Raw genomic sequence first — 23,245 nt, forward strand, 5'->3', positions numbered from 1 at the left:
TAGATTTGTGGTGCAGTGCAAGGATTATGTTGTACTGCACCACAATGTACAGTGGCGGTATGAGCAGTCAAAAAAGCAGTAATAGCGATTTAGATCATAATTTAGGCGCTGATTTAAAACAGCATGCGGATTTTAATTTAAGTTTTGCTAAAGAAACTGACTTATCATACAGAACTCTAGTTAAAGCTGGATTTGCTCGTCCAGAATCTGCTCGTAAAACCATAGAAGATATTTGCAAAAATTGTGAGAATAACTCAATTAATGTGCTCAAAATCTTAGAAAGCATAAATAGAGTAGAAGATCCAGATTACGCAATTTTAGCGTTTAAAGATATATATCAATCTCAGAAAAAAACTGTTGAAAATATTGCGGAGAACTCGAATAATTCATTAATAACAGGCCCACTTGCGTCTTTAATGCAAGTTCTTGGAGTATCTAAATCATTTGCGATGCTAATGAGAACGCACACCGATTTAATAAACGCTGCAGCAAATGACCCAAATCACTTACTACACATGACTTTAGAAGAACGTGTTTCGGATTTACTTCAAGCTATTCAATCTTATAGTGCAACAGTAGTAAACGAAGAAAAAGATGACGAAAAGAATTGCAATTCGTGCACTGTTCCAATAAGCTCTATGCCTTTTGCACAAGCTGTTTCTGCTCTTAGAGCGAGATATCGCCAGCATATTGCCGCAATTATGGCATATGATTTGGCGAGCGCAGACCCTGTAGAATTACAGCCAGACATAAGTCGTAAACTTTCGGATGCTGCGGATGCGGCTCTTGAAGCTGCGCTTGCGATTGCGCGCGGGCAAGTTTCTGGATCTTGTTGCTGCAGGTTTGCAATAATAGCAATGGGAAAATTGGGAGCGCAAGAAATAAACTACGTTTCAGACATTGACTTAATATATGTAGTAGAACCAACTAATGGCGTTAAACAAGATGAAGCTTTGCGAGTTGGGTCTTCTATTGCACTTGTTTTGCAAAAAGTGTGTCAATCGGTTGTTATGGGTTGTGCGGAGCCACCATTATGGCAAATTGATACAGCGCTAAGACCAGAAGGCAAAGATGGACCTCTTGTTAGGCGCTTGGAATCACATCACGAATACTACGAAAAGTGGGCAAGTAGCTGGGAGTTTCAAGCATTGCTGAAGTCGAGGCCAGCTGCAGGAGATGCGCAGCTAGGTAAAGATTATAGACAAATGGCAGATTCGCTTATTTGGAAAGCGTCTGGTAGAGAACACTTTGTTGCAGATTGCCAACATATGCGACAGCGAGTAGAGTCTTTGATCCCTGTGTCTCAGCGAGATTTAGACATGAAGCTTGGGCGCGGAGGATTGCGAGATGTTGAGTTTACAGTTCAAATGCTGCAACTTGTGCACGGAAGTGAAGATAAGTCTTTGCGAGTTAGAGATACTTTAGGCGCGCTTAATGCACTATCTGCTGGAGGATACGTTTCTAGGTCGCAAGCTGCAATTTTGGCAGAACACTACCGTTTTGAGCGTGTTCTTGAACATCGCCAGCAAATGTGGAGTATGCAACGCACTCATTTATTCCCAGATTTAGGTGCCCAAGGAAATGGTGGATTAGATCGCGCTAGAAGCATTAGTGCGGAAGAGCTTAACAATAACGAACAAATCAGGCGTCTTGCTAGATCTGTTAGACTTAAGCCAGAAGAGCTTGTTGCACGATTCGACAAAGCGCGCCGAGAAATTAGGCACTTGCATAAAGATATTTACTACCGTCCAATGCTGCCAATCAATGCGCAAACGGATGCGGATCCTATTGTGTTGTCTGCAGAAGCTGCTCGCGCTCGCTTTGCATCGATCGGTTTTGCTGATGCAAAAGCTGCACAAATGCATGTTGAAGCGCTTACTGATGGACTTTCACGCGCTGCTAAAATCCACAGAATTTTGCTCCCAGCAGTGTTGAAATGGCTTGGAGAAGGGCAAAATCCCGACATGGGTTTGCTTGCTTTTAGGCGACTTTCCGAGCGTTTTGGTGGAAAAAACACATATCTTGGATTTTTGCGTGATTCTCCTAGCGCAGCTCGCAGGCTTTGTCATGTTTTGTCTGATTCGCGTTATTTAGGCGATGCAATGATGAAGTCTATACAGTCAATAACTTGGCTTGGAGACGATTCGGCTCTTACACCTAGAGGCAGAGAAAGTCTAGATATGCAAACGCGAGCAATGGTTGCAAGATATTCAAGCAGTATTGCGGATTTTGCACAATTTTTGCGCGCTTTAAGAAGGCAAGAAATTGAGCGAGTAGCACTTGCTTGGATGTGCGGGATTATCGACGATGATACTTCTATGCAAGCGATGAGTGATGTGTTTGATGCTGTACTTGATGCTGCTCTGCAATGGTCTATGAAAGATGCGTCTTTAAAAATGGGCTTAGACGAGAGTAAAGCTTCGATTGCCATTATTGCCCTAGGACGTTATGGCGGAAGGGAAGTTAACTTCTGCTCGGATGCGGATATGATGGTTGTTTATAAGCCGACGTCTAATGGTGATGATTGCAAGATTGAATATGATTCCGTATCTGATCTTGCTCACCGTTTCGCGCAGACTACTGTAGACATATTGCGCAATATTCTGCAAGGTCCTCTTACTTTAGAACCAAAAATCATGGTCGATTTAGATTTGCGACCAGAAGGTAAAGATGGTCCGCTTGTGCGTTCTCTAGAATCGTGTGAGCATTATTACCAGAAGTGGGCTAGTACGTGGGAAAATCAAGCACTTTTGCGCGCGCGTTTTGCTGCAGGGTCGAAAGATTTGGCAGATGATCTGCTAAGCGGAGTAGTAAACGACTTGCGCTATTCACCAGATCCTCTTAGCGAATCTCAATTGGTGGAAATTCGTAAGCTTAAAGCGCGTATGGAAGCAGAACGCTTACCAAGAGGCGTTAGTAGAGACAGACATTTGAAGCTTGGCCGCGGTGGTTTAAGCGATGTCGAGTGGACTGTTCAGCTTCTGCAATTGCAATATGCTGGGAAACACGAGTCCTTGCGCGTAGTTGGCACAATGCAAGCGTTGAAAGCGCTTAAAGAATTGAATTTGATCGAAGATGAAGACGCAAATGTGTTAGAAAAATGCTGGCATATGTGTTCTGCAGTGCGAAATGCGAACTTCTTGTGGTCTGGTTCCTTGGAGCGCGCGGATGTTATTCCAACAGACTCTTATTCTTTAGGCGGAATCGCAACTTATCTTGGGTACGATCCAAACCAAGGTCGCGTTTTTGAAAACGATTTAATGGCTGTTATGCGTCAATGTCGCGAAGTCATGTCTCGTATTTTCTACTGTCGCTAATATTTAGAAACATTTTTATTGTGTCGCTAAGTCTGACAAATCGTGTACAATCTACAAGGTCGCGTGTGGTCGCGGTCGTTTGCCAACTAGCGAAAGGTAAGCGGTTCTATTATGACGAACGCATTTTCTGATTCTTCTAATCAAGTTTTTTCTCGTTGCGCAATTGCTCAATCGTTAGCAAACAAAAGCGTTGTTACTTTAGACGATATTTCCACGGCGCAAATACGAATGCTTTTAGACAAAGCCCGATATATTGACGAGCACAGAAAAGAAGTGGCCCACACTTGCGATGGCAGAGTGTTGGCCACTCTTTTTTATGAGCCGAGCACGAGAACGCGACTAAGCTTTGAAACAGCAATGCTTCGCTTAGGTGGAAAGGTGATTGGTTTTGCAGGCGCTCAGCTTTCTAGTGCAAGCAAAGGCGAAACAGTTAGCGACACTTTAAAAGTGGTGTCAAATTATGTAGATGTTGTAGCTATGCGTCATCCTAAAGAAGGTGCTGCATTTGTGGCGTCGCATGCAGGAAGTGTTCCTGTTGTTAACGCAGGAGATGGTGGTCATATGCACCCTACTCAAACTCTTGCAGATTTAGCTACAATTCTTGCACGATTTGGCAGGCTGAATAATTTAACAGTTGGTTTATGTGGAGATTTAACATACGGCCGCACTGTTCACTCGCTTATCGAAACTTTATGCCGCTTTGGAAACGTTCACTTTGTGCTAATTAGCCCAGATGAGCTTAAAACTCCTCAGTACGTAATCGACCGCATTAATGATACACCTTCGTGCTCTTACGAAGAAACGCGCAATTTGATGGAAGTTATTGGCAGTCTAGACGTTCTTTACATGACTCGCGTGCAAGAAGAGCGTTTTACAGATCGCGAGCAATACTTGCGACTTCGTGACACTTACATTTTGACAGAAGAAAAATTGCAAAAAGCAAAATCTTATATGCCAGTGCTTCATCCACTTCCTAGAATTAACGAAATCGCTGTTGATGTTGATGACGATCCTCGTGCAGCATATTTTGAACAGGTTAAGAATGGCATGCTTATGCGAATGGCATTAGAAAGCTCTGTTCTTGGAGATGATCTTCCAGGATATGAACCGACTGATTTTGTCAATGTTCCTAAAGATGAGTTGGAAGCTTACGATGCTCATGGAATTTCGTTGGCTAATCCTCGCGTTCACATATTTGACGAGAATGCTCCAGAAAATCTTATATGTCCTAACTCTCGTTGCATAACAAATAGTGAGTTGACTCTTAAGCGTAGATTCTATAAAGCTGAGTCAGATAAACATGAGTATCATTGCTTGTATTGTGATGAAGAATTGCAGTGAATCCAAGTAGAATATACGTGAATAATATAATTCAAAATTAAAAATAAAACTGAATAAAAAATAGAAATAAGCAAAACTAGGAGCAATATGAACGACTCACGCATGTTAACCTTGCGAAATATTGCCGTTTGGGATACTGGCGAGCGAATCGATTTGGTTGTAGATGGCGTTAGACAAGACGCTTTAATTGAGCAAAATGCCCGAATTTACGGGGAAATTGATGCAAGCGATTGGATTGTTGCTCCTGGTTTTGCAGATCCGCACGTGCATTTTAGGGATCCTGGTCAAACTGATAAAGAGACAATGATGACTGGGGGCAATGCTGCGGCTGCTGGAGGATATACGAATGTGTTGATTATGCCAAACACAATTCCAGCTGTTGACGGTGAGCCTTGGAATGATGCTCCTTTTGATGTAGAAAACGTTATAGATTTTTTGCAAAGATACGGGTGTATTTATGGCGTAAAATTGCCAGTCCACTACGATTTAAGTGTTTGTGCTTCAATAAGTAGGCAAGGTTTAAAACCAAGCAATATTGAACTTTGGAAAAAATATGTTCATGGTGTTGATGATAATCAAAAAACTTCGCCTATGAAAAAGCATCCAATTACTGCCATAAGTGATGATGGTTCTGCTGTTACAAATTCGATTTTGCTAGACGTTCTTAAAATGGCGAAAGAAACAGGATTACCGCTTCTTGAGCATTGTGAGCACCATGATTATGGCTCGGTAAACGAAGGACCAGTTGCTAAAATTCTAGGTGTTGGCGGAATTCCTGCGTCTACGGAGCTTGCGATTGTTAATAGGGATATAGAAGCAGTTCGCAAAACAGGTGTTCACGTGCACTTCCAGCATGTTAGTACGGCTGCTGCTTTTGAAGCTATTCGCAAAGCCAAGAAGGAAGGTTTGCCGATTACTTGCGAAACAGCCCCACATTACGTTGCTCTTTGCGATGAGGATGTGCTTAAGTATGGGTCAATGGCAAAGATGAATCCACCACTAAGATCTAAAGCGGATCGACAGGCAACTCTTGCTGCTATTGCAGATGGCACTATAGATATGATTGCCACAGATCATGCTCCTCACACAGCAGGTGATAAAGCTGGCGATTTTGCTAATACTCCAAATGGGATTATTGGTTTGGAATGTGCTTATGGTGTATGCCGTAAAGTTCTTGTTGATGCAGGATATACGGATGATAAGCACTTAATTGAACTTATGTCGATTAATCCTATGCAATTTATGAGTAGAAGGCCTACAGATGTTGCAGCTTTGCTTAACGTGTCTTCGCGTTGTGCCGTGAGACGAACATTAAAATTAAGTGAAACTGAACATCCAGAAAATATTGATTTAGTGCTTATTAATATGCGTGAAAAATGGAGCGTTGATGCGAATTCATTCCATTCAAAGGCTCGTAATACTCCATTTGAAGGATGGCAGTTACAGGGAAGACCAGTGGCTACTATTGTTGGCTCAGAGATCGCCTTTTCTCGTATGTAATTTGTGTATTTTATAAGTCGTGTTTTATAAGTAAAGACAAAGACTAAAAACTAAAAAATAGTTTGCGGCTAGTAGAGGAACAATATGGACGAACTAATAGAAGAAATAGCAGCGAAGCAAAACCCTACTGTTGTTGGATTAGATCCAAAGCCTGGGATTTTGCCTGCGCAAATTTTAAGTGGATTATCTGATGAAGTTTTGCAAGAAGTCGAAGATGAAGAGGCTTTGCCAACCTTGCTTGCTGCATCGTACTTTGAGTTTAATCGTGCGATTATTGATGCGATTTATGACATTGTTCCAGCTGTTAAGCCGCAAATTGCAATGTATGAGGCGCTTGGTTCAGCTGGAATAGACACTTATGCTATGACTTGTGATTATGCAAAATCACGTGGGTTATTTGTTATTGGTGACGCAAAACGAGGCGATATTGGTTCCACTGCAGCTCAGTATGCAGCACATTTGCGAGGATTCGCTAATCTTGATTCGTATTTCAAAGATGATTCTTACGATTTTAACGAATCTTTAGTTAATCTTCTTAAAAGCGCTAGTACAAAAGATGTGTGGCACGAGGATTCGCTTACTGTAAACCCGTATATGGGTTCAGATGGTGTTAAGCCATTTATAGATGAGGCAGTAGCGCGTAATAAAAATATTTTTGTTCTTCTACGCACATCTAATCCTTCTAGCAAAGAGCTTCAAGAACTTGTTGTTGAAGATGGCAAACCAGTTTATGAGCATATGGCAGGTTTGATAGAAAAATGGGGTGAATCAAATATTGGGACTAGAGGGTATTCGCGAGTAGGAGCAGTAGTGGGAGCAACTCATCCAGAAGAAGGTAAGCGTTTGCGCGAGATTATGCCGCACACTTTCTTCCTTGTTCCAGGTTATGGCGCACAAGGTGGAACGGCACAAGATGTTGCTGGAATGTTTGATGAAAATGGTCGAGGTGCAATAGTGAATTCTTCTCGCGGAATTATTGGTTCTTGGCGAAAATCGCAAGATTATGTTAAAAACAAGTCTTCTCTTTCTCTTAATAATATTCTTGAGATTGTATCTGATTCTGCTCGCAAATCTGCTTTAAACATGAGGGATGATTTAAGACAAGCAGTATATAAATAAATCGTGTGTTAGTGTTAATGCAAAGCGAATCACAATTCGGAAATGTTTCAAGGTCATTGTGTCAAAATTGTGAATATGCGCGTGTAAAAACAATTATGCATGTATAACTAAATATAACTAAAACTAAAAATAGCTAAAGATAGCTAAATTACGCAACGATACGACTACATAAGGTAGGGTAAAACTAGATGAGTGATGGCATGTTTATTCAAACTCGAAAATCTTTGAGAAACGCCATATTTACGTTACGTGAAGACGCTTATGATTCTTCGGGCGCAGATTCTTTTAGTGCAAAAAGTTTGCACGCTGATGATTTAAAATACACTCGTCTTTTAGGTCGCCGTGCTATAGAAGTTCTTGATAATCAAAAGCTTGATGAAGGTGTGTATCGCTTAGTTTTGCGCGATGATGCTATTGCTAAAACTGCCACTCCTGCGCAATTTGTTAACTTATATTCTCCAGATTCTACGACTATGCTTCCTCGACCATTTGGTGTTGCAAGCGTTGATGGAGATACTTTTACTCTTATTTTTGCTGTGATTGGTAAGGGCACTGCCGAGTTTGCGCAGCTTAAAGCAGGAGACACTGTAGACGCTTTAGGACCATTAGGATTGGGCTTTGATATTTCTAAGCCAGCGCACTATGTTCTTGTAAGCGGGGGATTGGGTGTTCCTCCTTTGATTTGTGCTGCACAGGCGATTGCAAAAAACAAGAATTGCAAAGTGACTGCGGTTCTTGGATATCGCGATAATCATTTTGCTGACTCATTTATGAAGGAATACGTTGATAATGTTTATAGCATTAGCAACGCGCAAGGAACTGTTATTACTTTGCTTAATGAACTAGAGCAAGAAAATCATTTTGATTTTAATGGCGATTTGCCTATTGTTGTTCTTTCTTGCGGTCCTATGCCAATGATGAAGGCTGTAGCTCATTGGACGCATGAGCGTAATGTTAAATGTCAATTAAGCCTAGAAGCAAGAATGGGATGCGGATATGGAACTTGTGTTGCTTGCGTTGTAGATACTTTAGAAGGCAGACTTAAAGTTTGTAACGAAGGACCAGTGTTTGACTCTGAAAGATTAGGCTGGGAGTAAAAAGATATGAGTAACGAAATGAATAATACTTTAGAGAATGTGCAAAATAGCGCGCAAAATAATGCATCAACTCTGGGATTTGACACAAGCCACGTTTGGAAGCACTCAACTAAAGTTGCTGGAGTTGAATGGAAAAACATGGTTGGAACAGCGTCTGGCACGTTTCAGCTTGCGGCTTGCGCTCACTTTTACGACGTGAGTCAGCTTGGTGCAATTTGCACAAAAGGTGTTTCACCTGTTCCTTGGCAAGGAAATCCTGCTCCGCGCACTGCTGAATCGCCTTCTGGAATGGTGAATGCTGTTGGTTTGCAAAATCCTGGAGTTGACCACTATTTAGTAGACGAGCTTCCAAAGTTAAAAAAGCTTGGAGCGCTTGTAATCACAAATGTTGCTGGCCACAGTGATGACGATTATGCTCAAGTTGTTGAAAAGCTTGCAGATTCTTCTGCAGACATGCTTGAAATTAACGTAAGTTGCCCAAACGTGACTCACGGCGGAATGAGCGTTGGCACGGATCCAGTGGCATTGCACCGCTTAATTAAGCGACTTCGCGCAATGACAGATAAACCAATGATTGTAAAAATGACTCCAAACGTTACTGATATAGTCTCGATTTGCAAAGCTGCAGTTGATGCTGGAGCGGATGCTTTAAGCATGATTAATACGCTTGTTGGTTTGCGAATTGATATTCGAACAGGCGAGCCGATTATTGCAAACCGTACTGGCGGTGTTTCAGGTCCTGCTATTTTCCCGATTGGACTTGGGTTTGTGTGGCGAGTGCGTCAAGCTATGCCAGATATTCCAATTATTGGCATTGGTGGCATTGATTCTGGCGAAAAAGCTTTGGAATACTTGTATGCTGGCGCGAATGCTGTAGAAGTTGGTGCTGCCGCTTTGGTAGATCCTACTGCTCCTATTCGCATTGCACGCGAGCTTGACGATTTGCTTGATTCGCGTCCAAAGCTTGCGTCTTTACTTGCCGAAGGAAAGACTTGGCGCTGAAATTAAGTATTTAGAAAGTATTTAGAAAGTATTTAGAAAGTATTTAGAAAGTATTTAGAAAGTATTTTAAGAAAGAGAGCTAATTATGGCAGAATTAGACGAACGTTTTACAAAGTTTTTGCTTGATTCAGGCGCACTTAAATTTGGTGACTTTACGCTAAAATCTGGTCGTCAATCACCTTATTTTATTAACGCTGGAGCTTTTGACGACGGAATGAAAATCGCGAGCTTAGGGGCATATTACGCTCAGCGCGTTGTTGCAGCAATTGAAGATGGCAAACTTCCGAAAGATATTGATACTGTTTTTGGTCCTGCTTATAAGGGTATTCCGCTTGCAGTTTCTACGGCAATGGCTTTGACGAATAATCACAATATGCCTGTTGGTTTTACTTTCGATCGCAAAGAGCGAAAGGACCATGGCGACGGCGGAATTATGGTTGGAAAACCGTTAAAAGACGGCATGAAAGTTCTGTTAGTTGACGACGTGATGACAGCTGGAACTGCAGTTCGTGAAACTTTGCCAAAGCTTAAAGCGGAAGCAAATGTGCAAGTTGTAGGCTTGATTTTGGCAGTAGACAGAATGGAACGCACGAAAGATAGTGAGCTTTCTGCAGTAAAAGCAGTAGAGCAGGAGTTTGGATTCCCAGTGTTGCCAATTGCTAACGTGCGTGAAATTTTTGCTGCAGCACAAAAACTTACTAATAATGACGGAAGTGCTGTTATGGATGAGAATTTAGCTGCTCGAGCTGAAAATTATTTGCGAGAATATGGTGCGTAAATTGTTTGTGCAATATAGACTTATACAATTATAGACTTATATAATCAAGCAATTATATAAGTCATGTATGAGTTGTGTTCTTGCTATTTTATTCATACATAGGTTTGTTAAACAGGAATGGCGGATTATGAAAGAGGACAATAACGAATATCAGAATTTGAATGATATAGCTTCATTTAATAATCCGCCTGAGTATGAGCAAGATGTCATTTTTGATCGGTCTAGTAATGATTCAAACAGATCATTATTAAGCGATAAGAAAGCTATTGCAGTGATTATATCTATTTCACTTACTGCAGTGGCAATTGTTATCGGAATATGGTTGTCTTTGTTTGCGAATAGTTCTAAGAGTAATATAAACGCGGGCGAGCCATCTAAAAAGTGCGTGCAGTTGCGTACACAAGTTCTTTCAGCTAAAGCTAATCTTAAAAAAATCATTTCAAGCCAAAACGTGCATGATGCTTCTGAAATAAAATCTTCCGATTTTGATGCTGATTTTGATTCAGTTAAGGATGCTGTTGACGATTTTCAATCTTCCTTAAATTATGCCAATGATGATTTGAAAAATGATATTTCAGATTGTCCAGTTGGAGCCAGTTCTTACGATTCACCATCAGTCGAAAATAAGCTTTCCAACCAGTTGGATACTTTGAGTAAAGATGCTGATTCGCTTAAAAAATCTTCTGATAATCTTTTAAAAACAAGCAGAACTTCTTTTGGCGATCAATTGTTAAATCTTGTTAAAAAAGCTAGAGAGCTTGTAGAAAAAGCGAAAGATTTGCCTATTTTAGCTGTTGCTTCTAAAAGTCTAGAAAATGCTATTAATGATGCTGGTAATGCTCTTGCTAAAAGCAGCAATAATTATCAAGAGTTAAGACAGTCTTATCAAAAAATAAAAGCTGTTATAAGCCAGTATGAAGATAGAATTAAAAAAGTGAGCGATAGATTTTTAAGTAGAGATGGCAATGGGTATCCTTTTGATGCTCCACATCCTCAGGATGATCAAGGTGGCTATATTCCAATGGGTCGTAGTCAAAACTCAGAGTCGTCGGAACAAAACGATCAAGAGTGACGAATAATCGCGTTAAATGCGTGTTGTTATTTTAGTTGTTATTTTTAATTAGTTGACGCTTTGTGGCATAATAGGCAAGGTTTATTTCTTAGCTGTGTAAATTGCAGCTTTAATTAACGAAAGAAACGGGTAACTCGTGGCACAGACTACCAATGATATTAAGAATGGATCGGTTTTGAACCTTGAAGGTCAGCTTTGGACCGTCATCAAGTTCCAGCATGTTAAGCCAGGTAAAGGTCCTGCTTTTGTGCGTACCACCATTAAGAACGTGCTCTCGGGCAAGATTGTCGACAAGACTTTTAACGCCGGCATGAAAATGGAGTTCGAGACCGTTGATAATCGCACGTTGCAGTACTCTTATGAAGATGGCGATAACTTCGTCTTTATGGATATGAACACTTATGATCAGGTTTATATTCCTAAGGACTTAGTTGGTGAACAAAGCAAGTATTTGCTTGAAGGCACCGACTGCATCGTAAGCTTCCATGACGGCACTCCTTTGAGCGTTGAGCTTCCAGCTTCCGTGATTTTGACTATTACTCACACTGAGCCAGGCTTGCAAGGCAATCGTTCTAACGCTGGTACTAAGCCTGCAACCGTGGAAACCGGTGCTGAAATCCAGGTTCCACTCTTCGTGGGTGAAGGCGAAAAGGTGAAGGTCGACACTCGTGACGGCTCTTACCTTGGTCGTGAAAACTAATTAAATTTTTTGTATAAAGCGACTCGGCGGCGATTCTTGTTGCTGAGTCGTTTTATTTTGCAATAGCTATTTTGTGCAATATTTGATATATATTGATGTAAGTTTAATTCTTGTAGACTTTAATGATCTATAAGACTATGTAGTTTGATAGAAAGACGATACTATGGCACGTTCCACCGCTCGCAAAAGGGCTTTGAATACGCTGTATGAAGCAGATGAAAAGAATCAAAATATTCTTTCTTTGCTTGAAGAACGTTTGAAGGAGCCAGGTGCGCAAACTCCTCTTCCAGATTATGCTGTTGATATTATTCGAGGAGTTGGTGAACGTAGAAATAGGATTGATAAGACATTGAATCGTTATTCTACTGGCTGGAAAGTCGGAAGAATGGCTGTGATTGATCGTAATATTTTGCGAATAGCCGTATGGGAGATTCTCTTAAACGACGAAGTTCCAGATAAGGTAGCTATCGATGAGGCTATTTCTCTCGCAAAAATGTATAGTGATGATGATGCTATTGCGTTTATTCATGGCTTGTTAAGCGCGATTATGGCAGACAAAGAAGCTTGCTTAGCAAAGTTTAATGGTGAGGCATCTGCGGAAGATACTGCTGGAGAAGTTAATGAAACTGAAGCAGCTGATTCTTCAGATGTTGAACAATCTTCTAATGAATTTAATACTGATTCTGCTGAGTGAATTTAAAATTGCGTATAATCCGTTTAGTGCAGTAGCGTTAAGCGGATTTTTTTTTATTATGAATTCGTAATAATGAATTCGTAATAATGAATTCGTAATAATGAATTCGTAATAATGAATTCGTAATAATAATTTGCATTGAGAAATTGTTGATAGCTATTATCGGCGCGTCGCCGTCCGCCAATCTGAGTAGACTTGCCACGAATAACCTAAAGCCATAAGGGGGTTAAGGTGGGCTATAACGACACCTTCGCCGGATTCGGCACTGATGATGCAGTATTAGTATTGGAAGACGGACAAGTTTACGTTGGTAAACCATTTGGCGCAAAAGGTTCTACGCGCGCTGAAATCGTGTTCTCTACAGGAATGACTGGTTACCAAGAAACGCTTACTGATCCAAGTTATGATCAACAAATAGTTGTTCAAACGTTCCCACACATAGGAAATACGGGAATTAACAATGAAGACCCAGAATCTTCAAAAATATGGGTTGCAGGATACGTGGTAAAAGCTCCAAGCCCTATTGTTAGCAATTGGAGATCCACTGGTTCCTTGGAAGATGATTTAGAAAAACAAGGGATAGTAGGAATCAGTGGTATTGATACAAGAATGCTGGTACGACATTTACGCTCAGTTGGCGTTATGCGTGCCGGCATTTTTTCTAATGATGCTCTTATAGACAAATCTACTGGAGCAATTCGCACAGTTGCGTCTTTTGTGAATGAGATTAAACAAACTCCTCAAATGCAAGGCTTGCGACTAACTGACGAAGTTAGCACGCAAGAAGCTTATACGATTGAGCCTTGTGGAGATTACGAAGGCAAGGAGCCTCTTTACACTGTTGTAGCCGTGGACTTTGGTATAAAAGCCATGACTCCGCATCGTTTGGCACAGCGTGGATGCCGTGTACACGTTGTAAGCTCCTCAATAAGCTTTGAGTCACTTCAAGCGCTTAATGCAGATGGCGTGTTCTTCTCGAATGGACCAGGTGATCCTGCTCAAGCAAATCGAGAAGTGGAATTATTGCGTAACGTGTTAGACGCAGGATACCCATTCTTTGGAATATGCTTTGGAAACCAGCTTTTAGGTCGCGCGCTTGGGTTTGGAACGTACAAGCTTAAGTTTGGTCATCGTGGCATAAATCAGCCTGTAAAAGACGTGACTACTGGAAAAGTGGAAGTTACGGCTCATAATCACGGATTTGCTGTAGACGCTCCTATTGGTGAGACTATCCAATCGCCTTACGAAAATGGCCATTTTGGTCGCGTAATAGTATCTCATGTAGATCTTAACGACAATGTTGTAGAAGGCTTACAATGCCTTGATATTCCAGCTTTTTCTGTGCAATATCATCCAGAAGCAGCCGCAGGACCTCATGATGCATCGTACTTGTTTAACCGCTTTGTAGAACTTATGCAAAATCACAAGAATAAAAGCGAAAAATAGTAGGTATAAAGGGATAAAAGGAATTTATAATGCCAAAACGTGCTGATATTAAATCCGTAATGGTTATTGGTTCTGGTCCAATCGTAATTGGTCAGGCTGCAGAATTCGACTACTCTGGAACGCAAGCTTGCCGAGTCCTTCACGAAGAAGGAATCCGCGTAATTCTTGTAAACTCTAATCCTGCTACTATTATGACGGACCCAGAGCTTGCAGACGCAACATATATTGAGCCAATAGACACGGCAATTTTGGAGCGCATTATTGCTAAAGAGAAGCCAGATGCGCTTCTTCCAACATTAGGTGGTCAAACTGCTCTTAATGCCGCAATGGACTTGGGTCGTGCAGGAATCTTAGAAAAGTATAATGTAGAGCTTATTGGTGCATCTCTTGAGGCAATCGACCGCGGAGAAGACCGTGAGCTTTTCAAAAAAGTTGTTGAAAAAGCTGGGGCAGAAAGTGCAAAATCCTTTATTGCTCACTCAATTGAAGAAGTAGACAAAATTGTTGAAACACTAGGGTACCCAGTTGTTGTGCGTCCAAGCTTCACAATGGGAGGTTTAGGCTCTGGAATTGCTCACAATCAGGAAGAATTACACCGCATTGCAGGAGCAGGCATTCACTATTCTCCAACAAACGAAGTGCTTATTGAAGAAGGCATTGAAGGTTGGAAGGAATTTGAGCTTGAGCTTATGCGAGATTCCAAAGACAATGTTGTTGTTGTGTGCCCAATCGAAAATGTTGATCCTGTAGGCGTTCACACAGGCGACTCGATTACAGTTGCTCCATGCTTTACGCTAACAGATCGCGAGTATCAAAAGATGCGCGATATTGGCATCGCGATTATTCGAGGTGTTGGCGTTGACACTGGCGGATGCAATATTCAGTTCGCAATCAATCCTCGAACTGGTCGCATTATCGTAATCGAAATGAATCCGCGAGTTTCGCGTTCTTCTGCGCTAGCATCTAAAGCAACTGGTTTCCCGATTGCAAAAATCGCTACAAAACTTGCCCTCGGATACACTTTGGACGAAATTCAAAACGATATTACGCGTTCAACTCCTGCAAGCTTTGAGCCAACGATTGACTATGTTGTAACTAAGATTCCGCGTTTTGCTTTTGAAAAGTTCCCTGGAGCAGACACTACGCTTACAACTTCTATGAAGTCAGTCGGCGAAGCAATGGCTTTGGCTGGGAATTTCCAGGAATCTCTTGGCAAAGCAATGCGCTCAATAGACAAGCGCCACGCATGCTTTAACTGGGACGGCGAGCGCCCAAGTAAAGAAGAAGTTGCTAAGCTTCTTGAAGAAATTCATACTCCAACCGAGCACCGCTACTTGCAAATTCAGCGCGCGCTATGGGGTGGGGCTACGCCTGAGCAGATTTTTGACGCAACAAAGATAGACCCATGGTTTGTTGAGCAGCTTTCGTTAATTAACAAAACAGCTTTAGATGTTCGTGAAGCAGAAAATTTGACGCCAAAAGTGTTAAAGAATGCTAAGCTTGCTGGTCTTTCGGATGTTCAAATTGCGCATTTGCGTAATCTTGGCGACGAAGGCGAAAACATGGTTCGAGAGCTTCGCTGGGCGTATGGATTGCATCCTGTTTACAAAACGGTTGACACGTGTGCTGCCGAGTTCGACGCTGTAACACCTTACTACTATTCTTGCTACGCTGACGAAAGCGAGCTTAAGCCACGCGATCGTGAAGCTGTAATCATTCTTGGCTCTGGTCCAAACAGAATAGGTCAGGGTATTGAGTTTGACTACACTTGCGTTCATGCTGTTCAGGAATTGGGTAAGGATTACGACACAATTATGGTCAATTGCAATCCTGAAACAGTTTCTACAGACTACGATATGTCGGATCGCCTTTACTTTGAGCCGCTTACTTTTGAAGACGTGCTCGAAATTTATCAAGCAGAAAAGAAGCTTGGTCCAGTTAAAGGTGTGATTGTGCAACTCGGTGGTCAGACGCCACTTTCGCTTGCTGCACGTCTTAAAGCTGCAGGAGTTCCAATTTTGGGCACTACGCCTGAGGCTATTGATTTGGCAGAAAATCGTGAGCTTTTCGGTGAGGTTCTTCGTCAAGAAGGCATGAATGCTCCGCGCTACGGAACTGCATTAAGCCTTGAAGAGGCTAAGGATGCTGCTCACGCAATTGGTTACCCTGTTCTTGTGCGACCAAGTTATGTGCTTGGCGGTCGAGGAATGGAAATCGTGTACGATGATTCTCAGCTTGCAAAATATGTGGATCGTGCTTTACAGGAAGCTCAAGCAGACACTGTTGTTTCTGGTCGTTTGCCTTCGCCGCTTTTGATTGATAAATTCCTTCAGGACGCTATTGAGATTGATGTTGACGCACTTTACGACGGCAACGAGCTTTATATTGGCGGAATTATGGAGCATGTTGAGGAAGCTGGCGTACACTCTGGTGATGCTGCTTGTACTCTTCCTCCAAGCACGCTTTCCGACGATCAAATTCGTAGACTTCGCGAGGGCACGCTTTCGATTGCTCGCGGATGCTCAGTTCGTGGTCTTATTAATGTGCAATACGCTTTTATGGCAAACACTTTGTACGTAATTGAGGCAAATCCTCGAGCATCTCGTACTGTTCCGTTTGCTTCTAAAGCTACAGGCGTTGCTCTTGCTAAAGCTGCTGCTCGAATTATGTCTGGAGAAACAATCGCACAGCAGCGAAAGCGCGGTCTTCTTCTTCCTAAGGGAGATGGTGGAGATATTCACCCAGGCCAGCAAGTTGCTATTAAAGCTTCCGTCTTGCCTTTCAAACGTTTCCGCACGCCTGTTGGTCGCACAGTCGATATTTTGCTCGGACCAGAGATGCGCTCTACTGGAGAAGTTATGGGCTTTGACCGCGACTTCCCACATGCTTTTGCTAAGAGCCAGCTTGCAGCGTACAAGGGCGGTTTGCCTACAAGCGGCAACGTGTTTGTGTCTGTAAGTGATGCAGATAAAAGGCAATTGCCGCTACTTGCAGTGCGCCTAGTAGAGCTTGGATTTACTATTTGGGCTACCGAAGGTACAGCATCTGTTCTTAGACGCTACGGCATTGATTCCGTTATTGTTGATAAGCTTTCTAGCCTTGGCGACACGGCGAAGGATGTGCGAAATGCTGAGCCTTCGCATGAAAGAATCGGCAAAAACGTGGTTGAGCTGATTGAGAATGGTAAGATTGATATGGTGTTGAACACGCCGAATTCCAGAGGGTCACGTACGGATGGTTATGCTATTCGTGCAGCTGCTGTTGCAGCAGACCTTCCGCAATTCACTACAATTACGGAGTTTGCACCAGTTCTTATGGCTATAGAAGCTGTTAAGAACAACGATTACCAGGTGATGAGCATTCAGGAGCATGCCAAGCAACTGTTTGCAATCGAAAAGGCAGAAAACGAAGAAAGTCGGGCTTAATACATGACCGAAAGCATACGAGAGCAGGAATTGCAGGCGCAAAGATCCGATTTTGGATTGCGTCTAAAAAACGCTATGGCAAAATATGGGCCATTATGCGTTGGCATAGATCCGCACCGCAAGATGCTGCTTAATTGGGGATACAAGATGGATGCTCAAGGAGCAGAATTGTTCTCCATGCGTATGCTTCAGGCCATGAACGGCAGAGCTGCTGCCGTAAAATTCCAGTCGAGCATGTTCGAGCGTTACGGGTCTAAGGGGTTCGCGGCGCTCGAACGAGTGCTGTATGCTGCAAGACAAATGGATGTAATTACTATTGTTGATTGTGGTCATGGTGGTTTGTCTACAACAATCTCTGCGCTTGCCGACGCATACTTTAAGCCAGATGCGCCTCTTCTTACTGATGCTATTACACTTCTTCCGTATTACGGAGCTAGGTCAATGGGTGGGTTGATTAATGAGGCTCTTAATAATGGCAGGGGCGTGTTCATTGCTTCTCTAACGTCTAATCGCGAAGGCGCTAGCTTGCAAACTGCTATTCGTCAGACTGGTTCCTACCGCGGCACAACTGTTGCTCATGGTATTGCTCAAACTGCGCAAATTTTTAACAATAATACAAAGGGCATGGGTTCCGTTGGCTTAATTGTTGGAGCCACTATTGGAGATTGGATGAATGGCGGTGGAATCGATTTAACGAGTTTTACTGGTCCTATTCTTTCTCCAGGTTACGGTTGGCAGGGAGCGGAAGCTAACGATTTGAAAACGGTTTTTGCTGGTACGCATGGAAATGTTTTAGTAACAGTTTCTAGGTCTATTGCTTCTCATGGTCCAGATATTGGTGCATTATCTACTGCAACTGAACGAATAGCTTGGGATATTCGTCAAGCTTTAATGGATTCATGAAAATTATTTAAGAGAGTCAAATATGGTTAGTTTAAACGATACACAGAGTATGCCAGTCGCTACTAAAAGGCGTTTGATTGTTCTTACTGGTCCTACTGCAGCTGGTAAGGGCACTGTTGAGGGAGTATTGCGCGAAAAACATCCTAATATTTGGCTTTCTGTTTCTGCGACTACCAGAAAACCTCGTTATGATGAGTTTAATGGAATTCATTATTGGTTCATTGATGAAGAAGAGTTTGAGCGCAGGAAGAGGAACGGAGAGTTTCTGGAGACTGCTCTTGTTCATGGAATGGCACATTATGGCACTTTAATTCAGCCTGTTTTAGATCATCTTGCTCAAAACGTTCCAACGCTTCTAGAGATTGATCTTCAGGGAGCTAGGAGAGTTAAGCAGGAAGCTTCTAGATTAGGTTTAGAAGTCGTATACGTATTTATTGCCCCTCCTAGCTTTGAGGAGCTTAAGCGTCGACTTATTGGTAGAGGCACTGAAACTCCTGAGCAGCAGGCTAAGCGTTTGCAAACCGCTAAAGTAGAAATGGCTGCGTCTAGCGAGTTTGATTTTGTGATTGTTAATGACGATGCTCAGCGCGCTGCAGATGAACTTTGGAAGATAATAGCTAAAGAATACGATTTAGATTAATTTAAATTAATTTAGATTAATCTAAATGAGTAATTCCTAAATATCCTTGCAATAGCTTACAATAGTCTACTTGGAAACTATTGTGGCACCATAGAATATGGAGAACATTATGGCATTGGGCACTAAGCCAACACCTACGGGACTTGCAAATCCGCCTATTGATGATTTGATGCAGCATGCGGATTCCAAGTATGCGCTTGCCTTGTTTGCCGCAAAACGAGCACGGCAGATTAATTCTTATTTCACTCAGCTTAACGAAGGATTGTTGCAGAACGTCGGTCCTCTTGTTGATTATAGAAACCAGGAGAAGCCTCTTTCTATAGCATTCCGAGAAATTAATAAAGGTTTGCTGGTGGAGAATCTTGGTGAAGATGATATGAATGAGGGAAATTAAGTTTTCTTTACATTTTTAATTGCAGCCGTATTATCCTATGCTTGTTGGTATTGGATATGCGGCTGTTATTGGTTTTAGCGCATAAGTTTTAATTTTTTAATTAAAGGGGAGTTATGTCGGAAGCTAAACTTATTTCTGCAGAATCTGTTACAGAAGGTCATCCTGATAAGCTTTGTGATCAGATTGCAGATGCGATTCTAGATGATATGCTTCGTCAAGATTCTCATGCGCATGTTGCTGTTGAAGTTTGTGCATGCGTAGGACAATTTGTAGTCTTCGGGGAAGTTAGGGGAGAAGTATACACCGACATACCAGGCATTGTTAGAAAAGTTGTACGCGAAGTGGGATACAACAGTTCAACTGTTGGCTTGGATGCTGATTCATGTGGAGTAATGGTATCTTTAACTGAGCAAAGCGCGGAGATAAATCAAGGTGTTTCTAGATTAGATTTAGAATCCGAAAGTATTGCGTCTAAAGAAGATCGTTATAAAAGCCAAGGCGCAGGCGATCAAGGCGTTATGTTTGGATATGCTAGCGATGAGACAGACGCTTATATGCCACTTCCAATATATCTAGCTCATCAGCTTGCCCAGCGCCTATCCTACGTGCGAAAATCTGGAATTGTATCTAAACTTAGACCAGACGGTAAAACACAGGTTACAATCGAATATGATGAATTTGGGAACCCTGTTCGTTTAGATACTGTTCTTATTTCAACACAGCATGACCCAGATGTGAGTCATGATTGGCTTAGAAATCAACTTGTCCAAAACGTTGTAGAGCCTGTTCTTAACAAAGTGTTAGGGAAAAACGTAAATCATAATGATTACAGAATGCTTGTAAATCCAACTGGATCTTTTGTTTTGGGTGGTCCTGCAGCAGATTCTGGTTTAACAGGCAGAAAAATTATTGTAGACACTTATGGAGGGGCTGCACATCATGGTGGTGGAGCTTTTTCTGGCAAAGACCCTAGTAAAGTGGATCGTTCTGCAGCCTATGCTGCGCGTTGGGTTGCTAAGAATCTTGTTGCCGCAGGTTTAGCCCATAAAATAGAGGTACAAGTTGCATATGCGATTGGAATTGCAGAGCCTGTTAGCGTGAATGTAGAAACTTTTGGAACCGAAGCTAATGGAATTACTCGTTCAGATATTTCTAAGATTGTTCGAAAAGTCTTTGATTTACGCCCAGCAGCAATTATCGACGAGCTTGATTTGCTTCGACCAATCTACTCGAAAACTTCTGCTTATGGACATTTTGGAAGAACAGATGTTGATTTTCCTTGGGAAAGACTTAATCGTGTTGATCAGATTAAGAATGAGGTAAAATCTTTAAAAAATTGATTTGAGGATTTAAAAGGATGTGCTAATGCTTGAGCAGCCTTCACTTGATGGTTTAGCGCGCAAACCACGTAGGCGTAAGAAGAGTGATTCAACCCAGAGTCAAGCTGATAATTGCCCTATTGCTCATATTGTGCTGGATGTTCAAGCATCTCATCTCGGTAAAACTTTTGATTACATTGTTAGCAAAGATCAGGATGATTACGCTAAGCCAGGGTGTATGGTCCGCGTAAAATTTGGTACTAGACGCGTAAATGGAATTATTTGGAGTAGGAGTGAATCAAGCACAACACCAATATCTTCATTAAAGTTTATTGAAAAAATTATTCCAATAGGGGAAGTAGTTTCTAAATCTTTTATGGAAGATATTTCTTCAATAGCTGATGCTTATGGTGGAACAAGAGCTAATATTATTAGACTTGCTTTACCTAGAAGAATTGCTGGTGTAGATAAAGAAAATTTGCTGGACGATATTCATTTATCTAAAAGAGTAAAATGGATTAATGAATTACAAAAAAATTTTAGGTCTAATGATACTTGCGCGATATCTCAATACGATGGAAGTGAGAATCTTAGAAAAACAACATATGCTCGTATGATTGCAACATACAATAATGCGAATCTTCTTAAACAATCCTTAGAAGATGTTCATAAACCGTATTATTTGCATCATGAAAATAGTTCGCTTTCGAATAATTATAAGAATAATTGCAAAGCTTTTCTTATAGATGCCTTACCAGGAGCAATGAGATGGGCTCAGGATTTAGCGTGGATTATTGTAACTGCAATAAGAGCTGGTCGTCAAGTTGCTGTTGTTCTTCCTACAATTCGCGAAGTAAACGATGTTATGCGTGCCCTTATGGTTTATGGTCTTAAACCTTATAAAAAATCGCAGAATCCAAGTGGAACTTTAAGTGGAGATGTTGCTCGTCTTTGCGCATATGATTCTCCAGCAGACAGGTATAGAGCGTGGAGAGCTATAGAAAAAGGAATTGTTCCATGTGTTTTAGGAACAAGATCTGCAATGTATGCACCAGTTGAGTCGCAAGCGCTTTTTGTGATTGTAGAAGATGGCGCATATCAGTACGCAGATGGTATGATGCCTTACGCTCAAGCTAGAGGAGTTATGCGATTGCGCACACAAAATCATAATGGCGTTTTCATAACAATGTCTTTTGCTAGAAGCGTAATAAGTCAAAACGAATTAAAAGGAAAAAATCTTGCTGCAAAAGTAAGTGGACCTTTAATTGAAATTAAACCATTTAATACTATTGTTAGTAATGCTTGCCCATGGGTTCGTCTACTTAATTTGGATAACCTTAATAAGATAAATGACCCGAGTGCAGGATCTAGAATACCGTATACTGCACTAGCGTCGATTAGACAAACTTTAGACGCAAATCTGCCTGTTTTACTTGTTACAGCACAAGACGATACTGTTCAGCGTGCTGCATGCAAAAAATGCCATAGTATGGCTCGTTGTAAACGCTGTACAGGTCCTCTTGACTTACCTATAGATGGTTCTGCTCCTAAATGCGCATGGTGTGGAAGTGCTGCGATTGGCTGGAAGTGCTCGAATTGTTCTAGTGGATCTAACTTTATCGAGGCTATTCGTGTTGGCGTCAATTTTACTGCCAAAGAAATATTTAAGATTTTCAATGATGTTCCAATTATTATATCTTCCGCGAAGCAGAAAAGTGGTGTTATAGAGTGGATTGACCAGAAGCCGATGATTGTCATTTGTACTTTAGGAGCAGAACCTCGAGTTTTAAGCTCATCTAAAAATTCTTGCGGAGAATATGGTCTTGTTGCGATTTTAGACGCGTGGACGAGTCTTTACAACACTGGTTTAGATTCTCGAATAGACACTTTGAATGCTTGGATGAAAGCAGCTTCAATGTGTGCGTCAAAAAACAGAGGTGGAAGCGTTCTTATTTTGGGTGAAACTTACGATATTCTCGCTAAATCTTTGGAAGAATGGGATTCATCAATTCTTTCTAAACAAGAGTTGCAAGAAAGAAGTGAAGCACTTCTTCCGCCAACTGTATGTGTCGCAAGAATATGGGGTTTTAGGCAGGCTGTAGTAGATACGCTTAATGCGATTGGCGCAATGAGTGTAGATGTAAGCGAAGATATTACAAAAGTTGTAAGCAAAAATGGTGATTTAGATAGTTCTAGTAATCTTCCAATGTTAAAAGTCGAAACTAAAGATAGTGAATCTGTGGTTTCAGGCGATTCGAGTGAATCCGAATATCTTCCACCTTTACTTGGAATTGTTCCAATGAAGCCTCCTTCAACATTGCACGAGCAAAATTCTCAACGCTTTGAAGAGTTAAACGACAGAGTTAAAGCAGTTGTAAGAGTGCCATTAGAGTATAGAGATGAATTAGTTAATCGTTTGAAAAAAGAATGTGCAAAGCATTTTGCAATGCGAAAAAATGGTGAATTAAAATTTAGTGTGGATCCTAAGGATTTGTAAA

17 protein-coding genes are annotated in these 23,245 nt (G+C 41.6%); all 17 read left to right on the plus strand.

Annotation, left to right across the window (positions count from 1 at the left end):
* Window positions 1-44: 44 nt before the first annotated feature.
* The 17 genes from HXT19_RS02945 (at window position 45) to HXT19_RS03025 (ending at window position 23,244) form a co-directional block, all read left to right on the plus strand.
* The gene (locus HXT19_RS02945; protein ID WP_004138075.1) at window positions 45-3,317 is read left to right on the plus strand and encodes a bifunctional [glutamine synthetase] adenylyltransferase/[glutamine synthetase]-adenylyl-L-tyrosine phosphorylase; all 3,273 of its coding nucleotides are present in this window, start codon (window positions 45-47) and stop codon (window positions 3,315-3,317) included.
* A 111-nt stretch (window positions 3,318-3,428) separates the two neighbouring features.
* The gene (pyrB, locus tag HXT19_RS02950) at window positions 3,429-4,658 is read left to right on the plus strand and encodes an aspartate carbamoyltransferase (RefSeq protein WP_004137971.1); all 1,230 of its coding nucleotides are present in this window, start codon (window positions 3,429-3,431) and stop codon (window positions 4,656-4,658) included.
* A gap of 87 nt (window positions 4,659-4,745) precedes the next feature.
* Window positions 4,746-6,158 (plus strand): dihydroorotase, encoded by a 1,413-nt coding sequence (locus tag HXT19_RS02955; protein ID WP_004111776.1) that lies wholly within the window; start codon window positions 4,746-4,748, stop codon window positions 6,156-6,158.
* Window positions 6,159-6,242: 84 nt separating this feature from the next.
* Window positions 6,243-7,277 carry an orotidine-5'-phosphate decarboxylase gene (gene pyrF / locus HXT19_RS02960; protein ID WP_004111775.1) on the plus strand — a complete coding sequence of 345 codons (1,035 nt, stop codon included), beginning with the start codon at window positions 6,243-6,245 and terminating at the stop codon, window positions 7,275-7,277.
* Between the two features lie 188 nt (window positions 7,278-7,465).
* On the plus strand, window positions 7,466-8,374 hold the full coding sequence (locus tag HXT19_RS02965; RefSeq protein ID WP_004138030.1) for a dihydroorotate dehydrogenase electron transfer subunit: 909 nt from the start codon (window positions 7,466-7,468) through the stop codon (window positions 8,372-8,374).
* A 6-nt stretch (window positions 8,375-8,380) separates the two neighbouring features.
* Complete coding sequence (locus tag HXT19_RS02970; RefSeq protein ID WP_004111773.1) at window positions 8,381-9,376, plus strand: dihydroorotate dehydrogenase; 996 nt, start codon at window positions 8,381-8,383, stop codon at window positions 9,374-9,376.
* Window positions 9,377-9,461: 85 nt separating this feature from the next.
* Window positions 9,462-10,154 (plus strand): orotate phosphoribosyltransferase, encoded by a 693-nt coding sequence (gene pyrE / locus HXT19_RS02975; RefSeq protein ID WP_004111772.1) that lies wholly within the window; start codon window positions 9,462-9,464, stop codon window positions 10,152-10,154.
* A gap of 127 nt (window positions 10,155-10,281) precedes the next feature.
* Complete coding sequence (locus HXT19_RS02980) at window positions 10,282-11,226, plus strand: hypothetical protein (RefSeq protein ID WP_174191086.1); 945 nt, start codon at window positions 10,282-10,284, stop codon at window positions 11,224-11,226.
* A gap of 136 nt (window positions 11,227-11,362) precedes the next feature.
* Window positions 11,363-11,926 (plus strand): elongation factor P, encoded by a 564-nt coding sequence (gene efp, locus HXT19_RS02985; RefSeq protein WP_004115197.1) that lies wholly within the window; start codon window positions 11,363-11,365, stop codon window positions 11,924-11,926.
* Between the two features lie 163 nt (window positions 11,927-12,089).
* Window positions 12,090-12,620 carry a transcription antitermination factor NusB gene (gene nusB, locus HXT19_RS02990; RefSeq protein WP_101887816.1) on the plus strand — a complete coding sequence of 177 codons (531 nt, stop codon included), beginning with the start codon at window positions 12,090-12,092 and terminating at the stop codon, window positions 12,618-12,620.
* A gap of 231 nt (window positions 12,621-12,851) precedes the next feature.
* Window positions 12,852-14,066 (plus strand): glutamine-hydrolyzing carbamoyl-phosphate synthase small subunit, encoded by a 1,215-nt coding sequence (gene carA / locus HXT19_RS02995; protein ID WP_004115192.1) that lies wholly within the window; start codon window positions 12,852-12,854, stop codon window positions 14,064-14,066.
* Between the two features lie 29 nt (window positions 14,067-14,095).
* On the plus strand, window positions 14,096-17,491 hold the full coding sequence (gene carB / locus HXT19_RS03000; RefSeq protein ID WP_101887815.1) for a carbamoyl-phosphate synthase large subunit: 3,396 nt from the start codon (window positions 14,096-14,098) through the stop codon (window positions 17,489-17,491).
* A gap of 3 nt (window positions 17,492-17,494) precedes the next feature.
* On the plus strand, window positions 17,495-18,394 hold the full coding sequence (pyrF, locus tag HXT19_RS03005) for an orotidine-5'-phosphate decarboxylase (protein WP_004111765.1): 900 nt from the start codon (window positions 17,495-17,497) through the stop codon (window positions 18,392-18,394).
* Window positions 18,395-18,416: 22 nt separating this feature from the next.
* Window positions 18,417-19,034, plus strand: coding sequence for a guanylate kinase (gmk, locus tag HXT19_RS03010; protein WP_004111764.1), 618 nt, complete (start codon window positions 18,417-18,419; stop codon window positions 19,032-19,034).
* A 109-nt stretch (window positions 19,035-19,143) separates the two neighbouring features.
* Window positions 19,144-19,428: a DNA-directed RNA polymerase subunit omega gene (gene rpoZ, locus HXT19_RS03015; RefSeq protein WP_004111763.1), complete on the plus strand. Its 285-nt coding sequence runs from the start codon at window positions 19,144-19,146 to the stop codon at window positions 19,426-19,428.
* Window positions 19,429-19,541: 113 nt separating this feature from the next.
* On the plus strand, window positions 19,542-20,768 hold the full coding sequence (gene metK / locus HXT19_RS03020) for a methionine adenosyltransferase (RefSeq protein WP_004138151.1): 1,227 nt from the start codon (window positions 19,542-19,544) through the stop codon (window positions 20,766-20,768).
* A gap of 25 nt (window positions 20,769-20,793) precedes the next feature.
* Window positions 20,794-23,244 carry a primosome assembly protein PriA gene (locus tag HXT19_RS03025; RefSeq protein ID WP_009994738.1) on the plus strand — a complete coding sequence of 817 codons (2,451 nt, stop codon included), beginning with the start codon at window positions 20,794-20,796 and terminating at the stop codon, window positions 23,242-23,244.
* Window position 23,245 lies beyond the last annotated feature (1 nt).

Origin of the sequence: Gardnerella sp. DNF00038 (assembly GCF_049262855.1) — a bacterium.
In the GTDB taxonomy this organism is placed as follows: Bacteria; Actinomycetota; Actinomycetes; order Actinomycetales; family Bifidobacteriaceae; genus Bifidobacterium; species Bifidobacterium vaginale.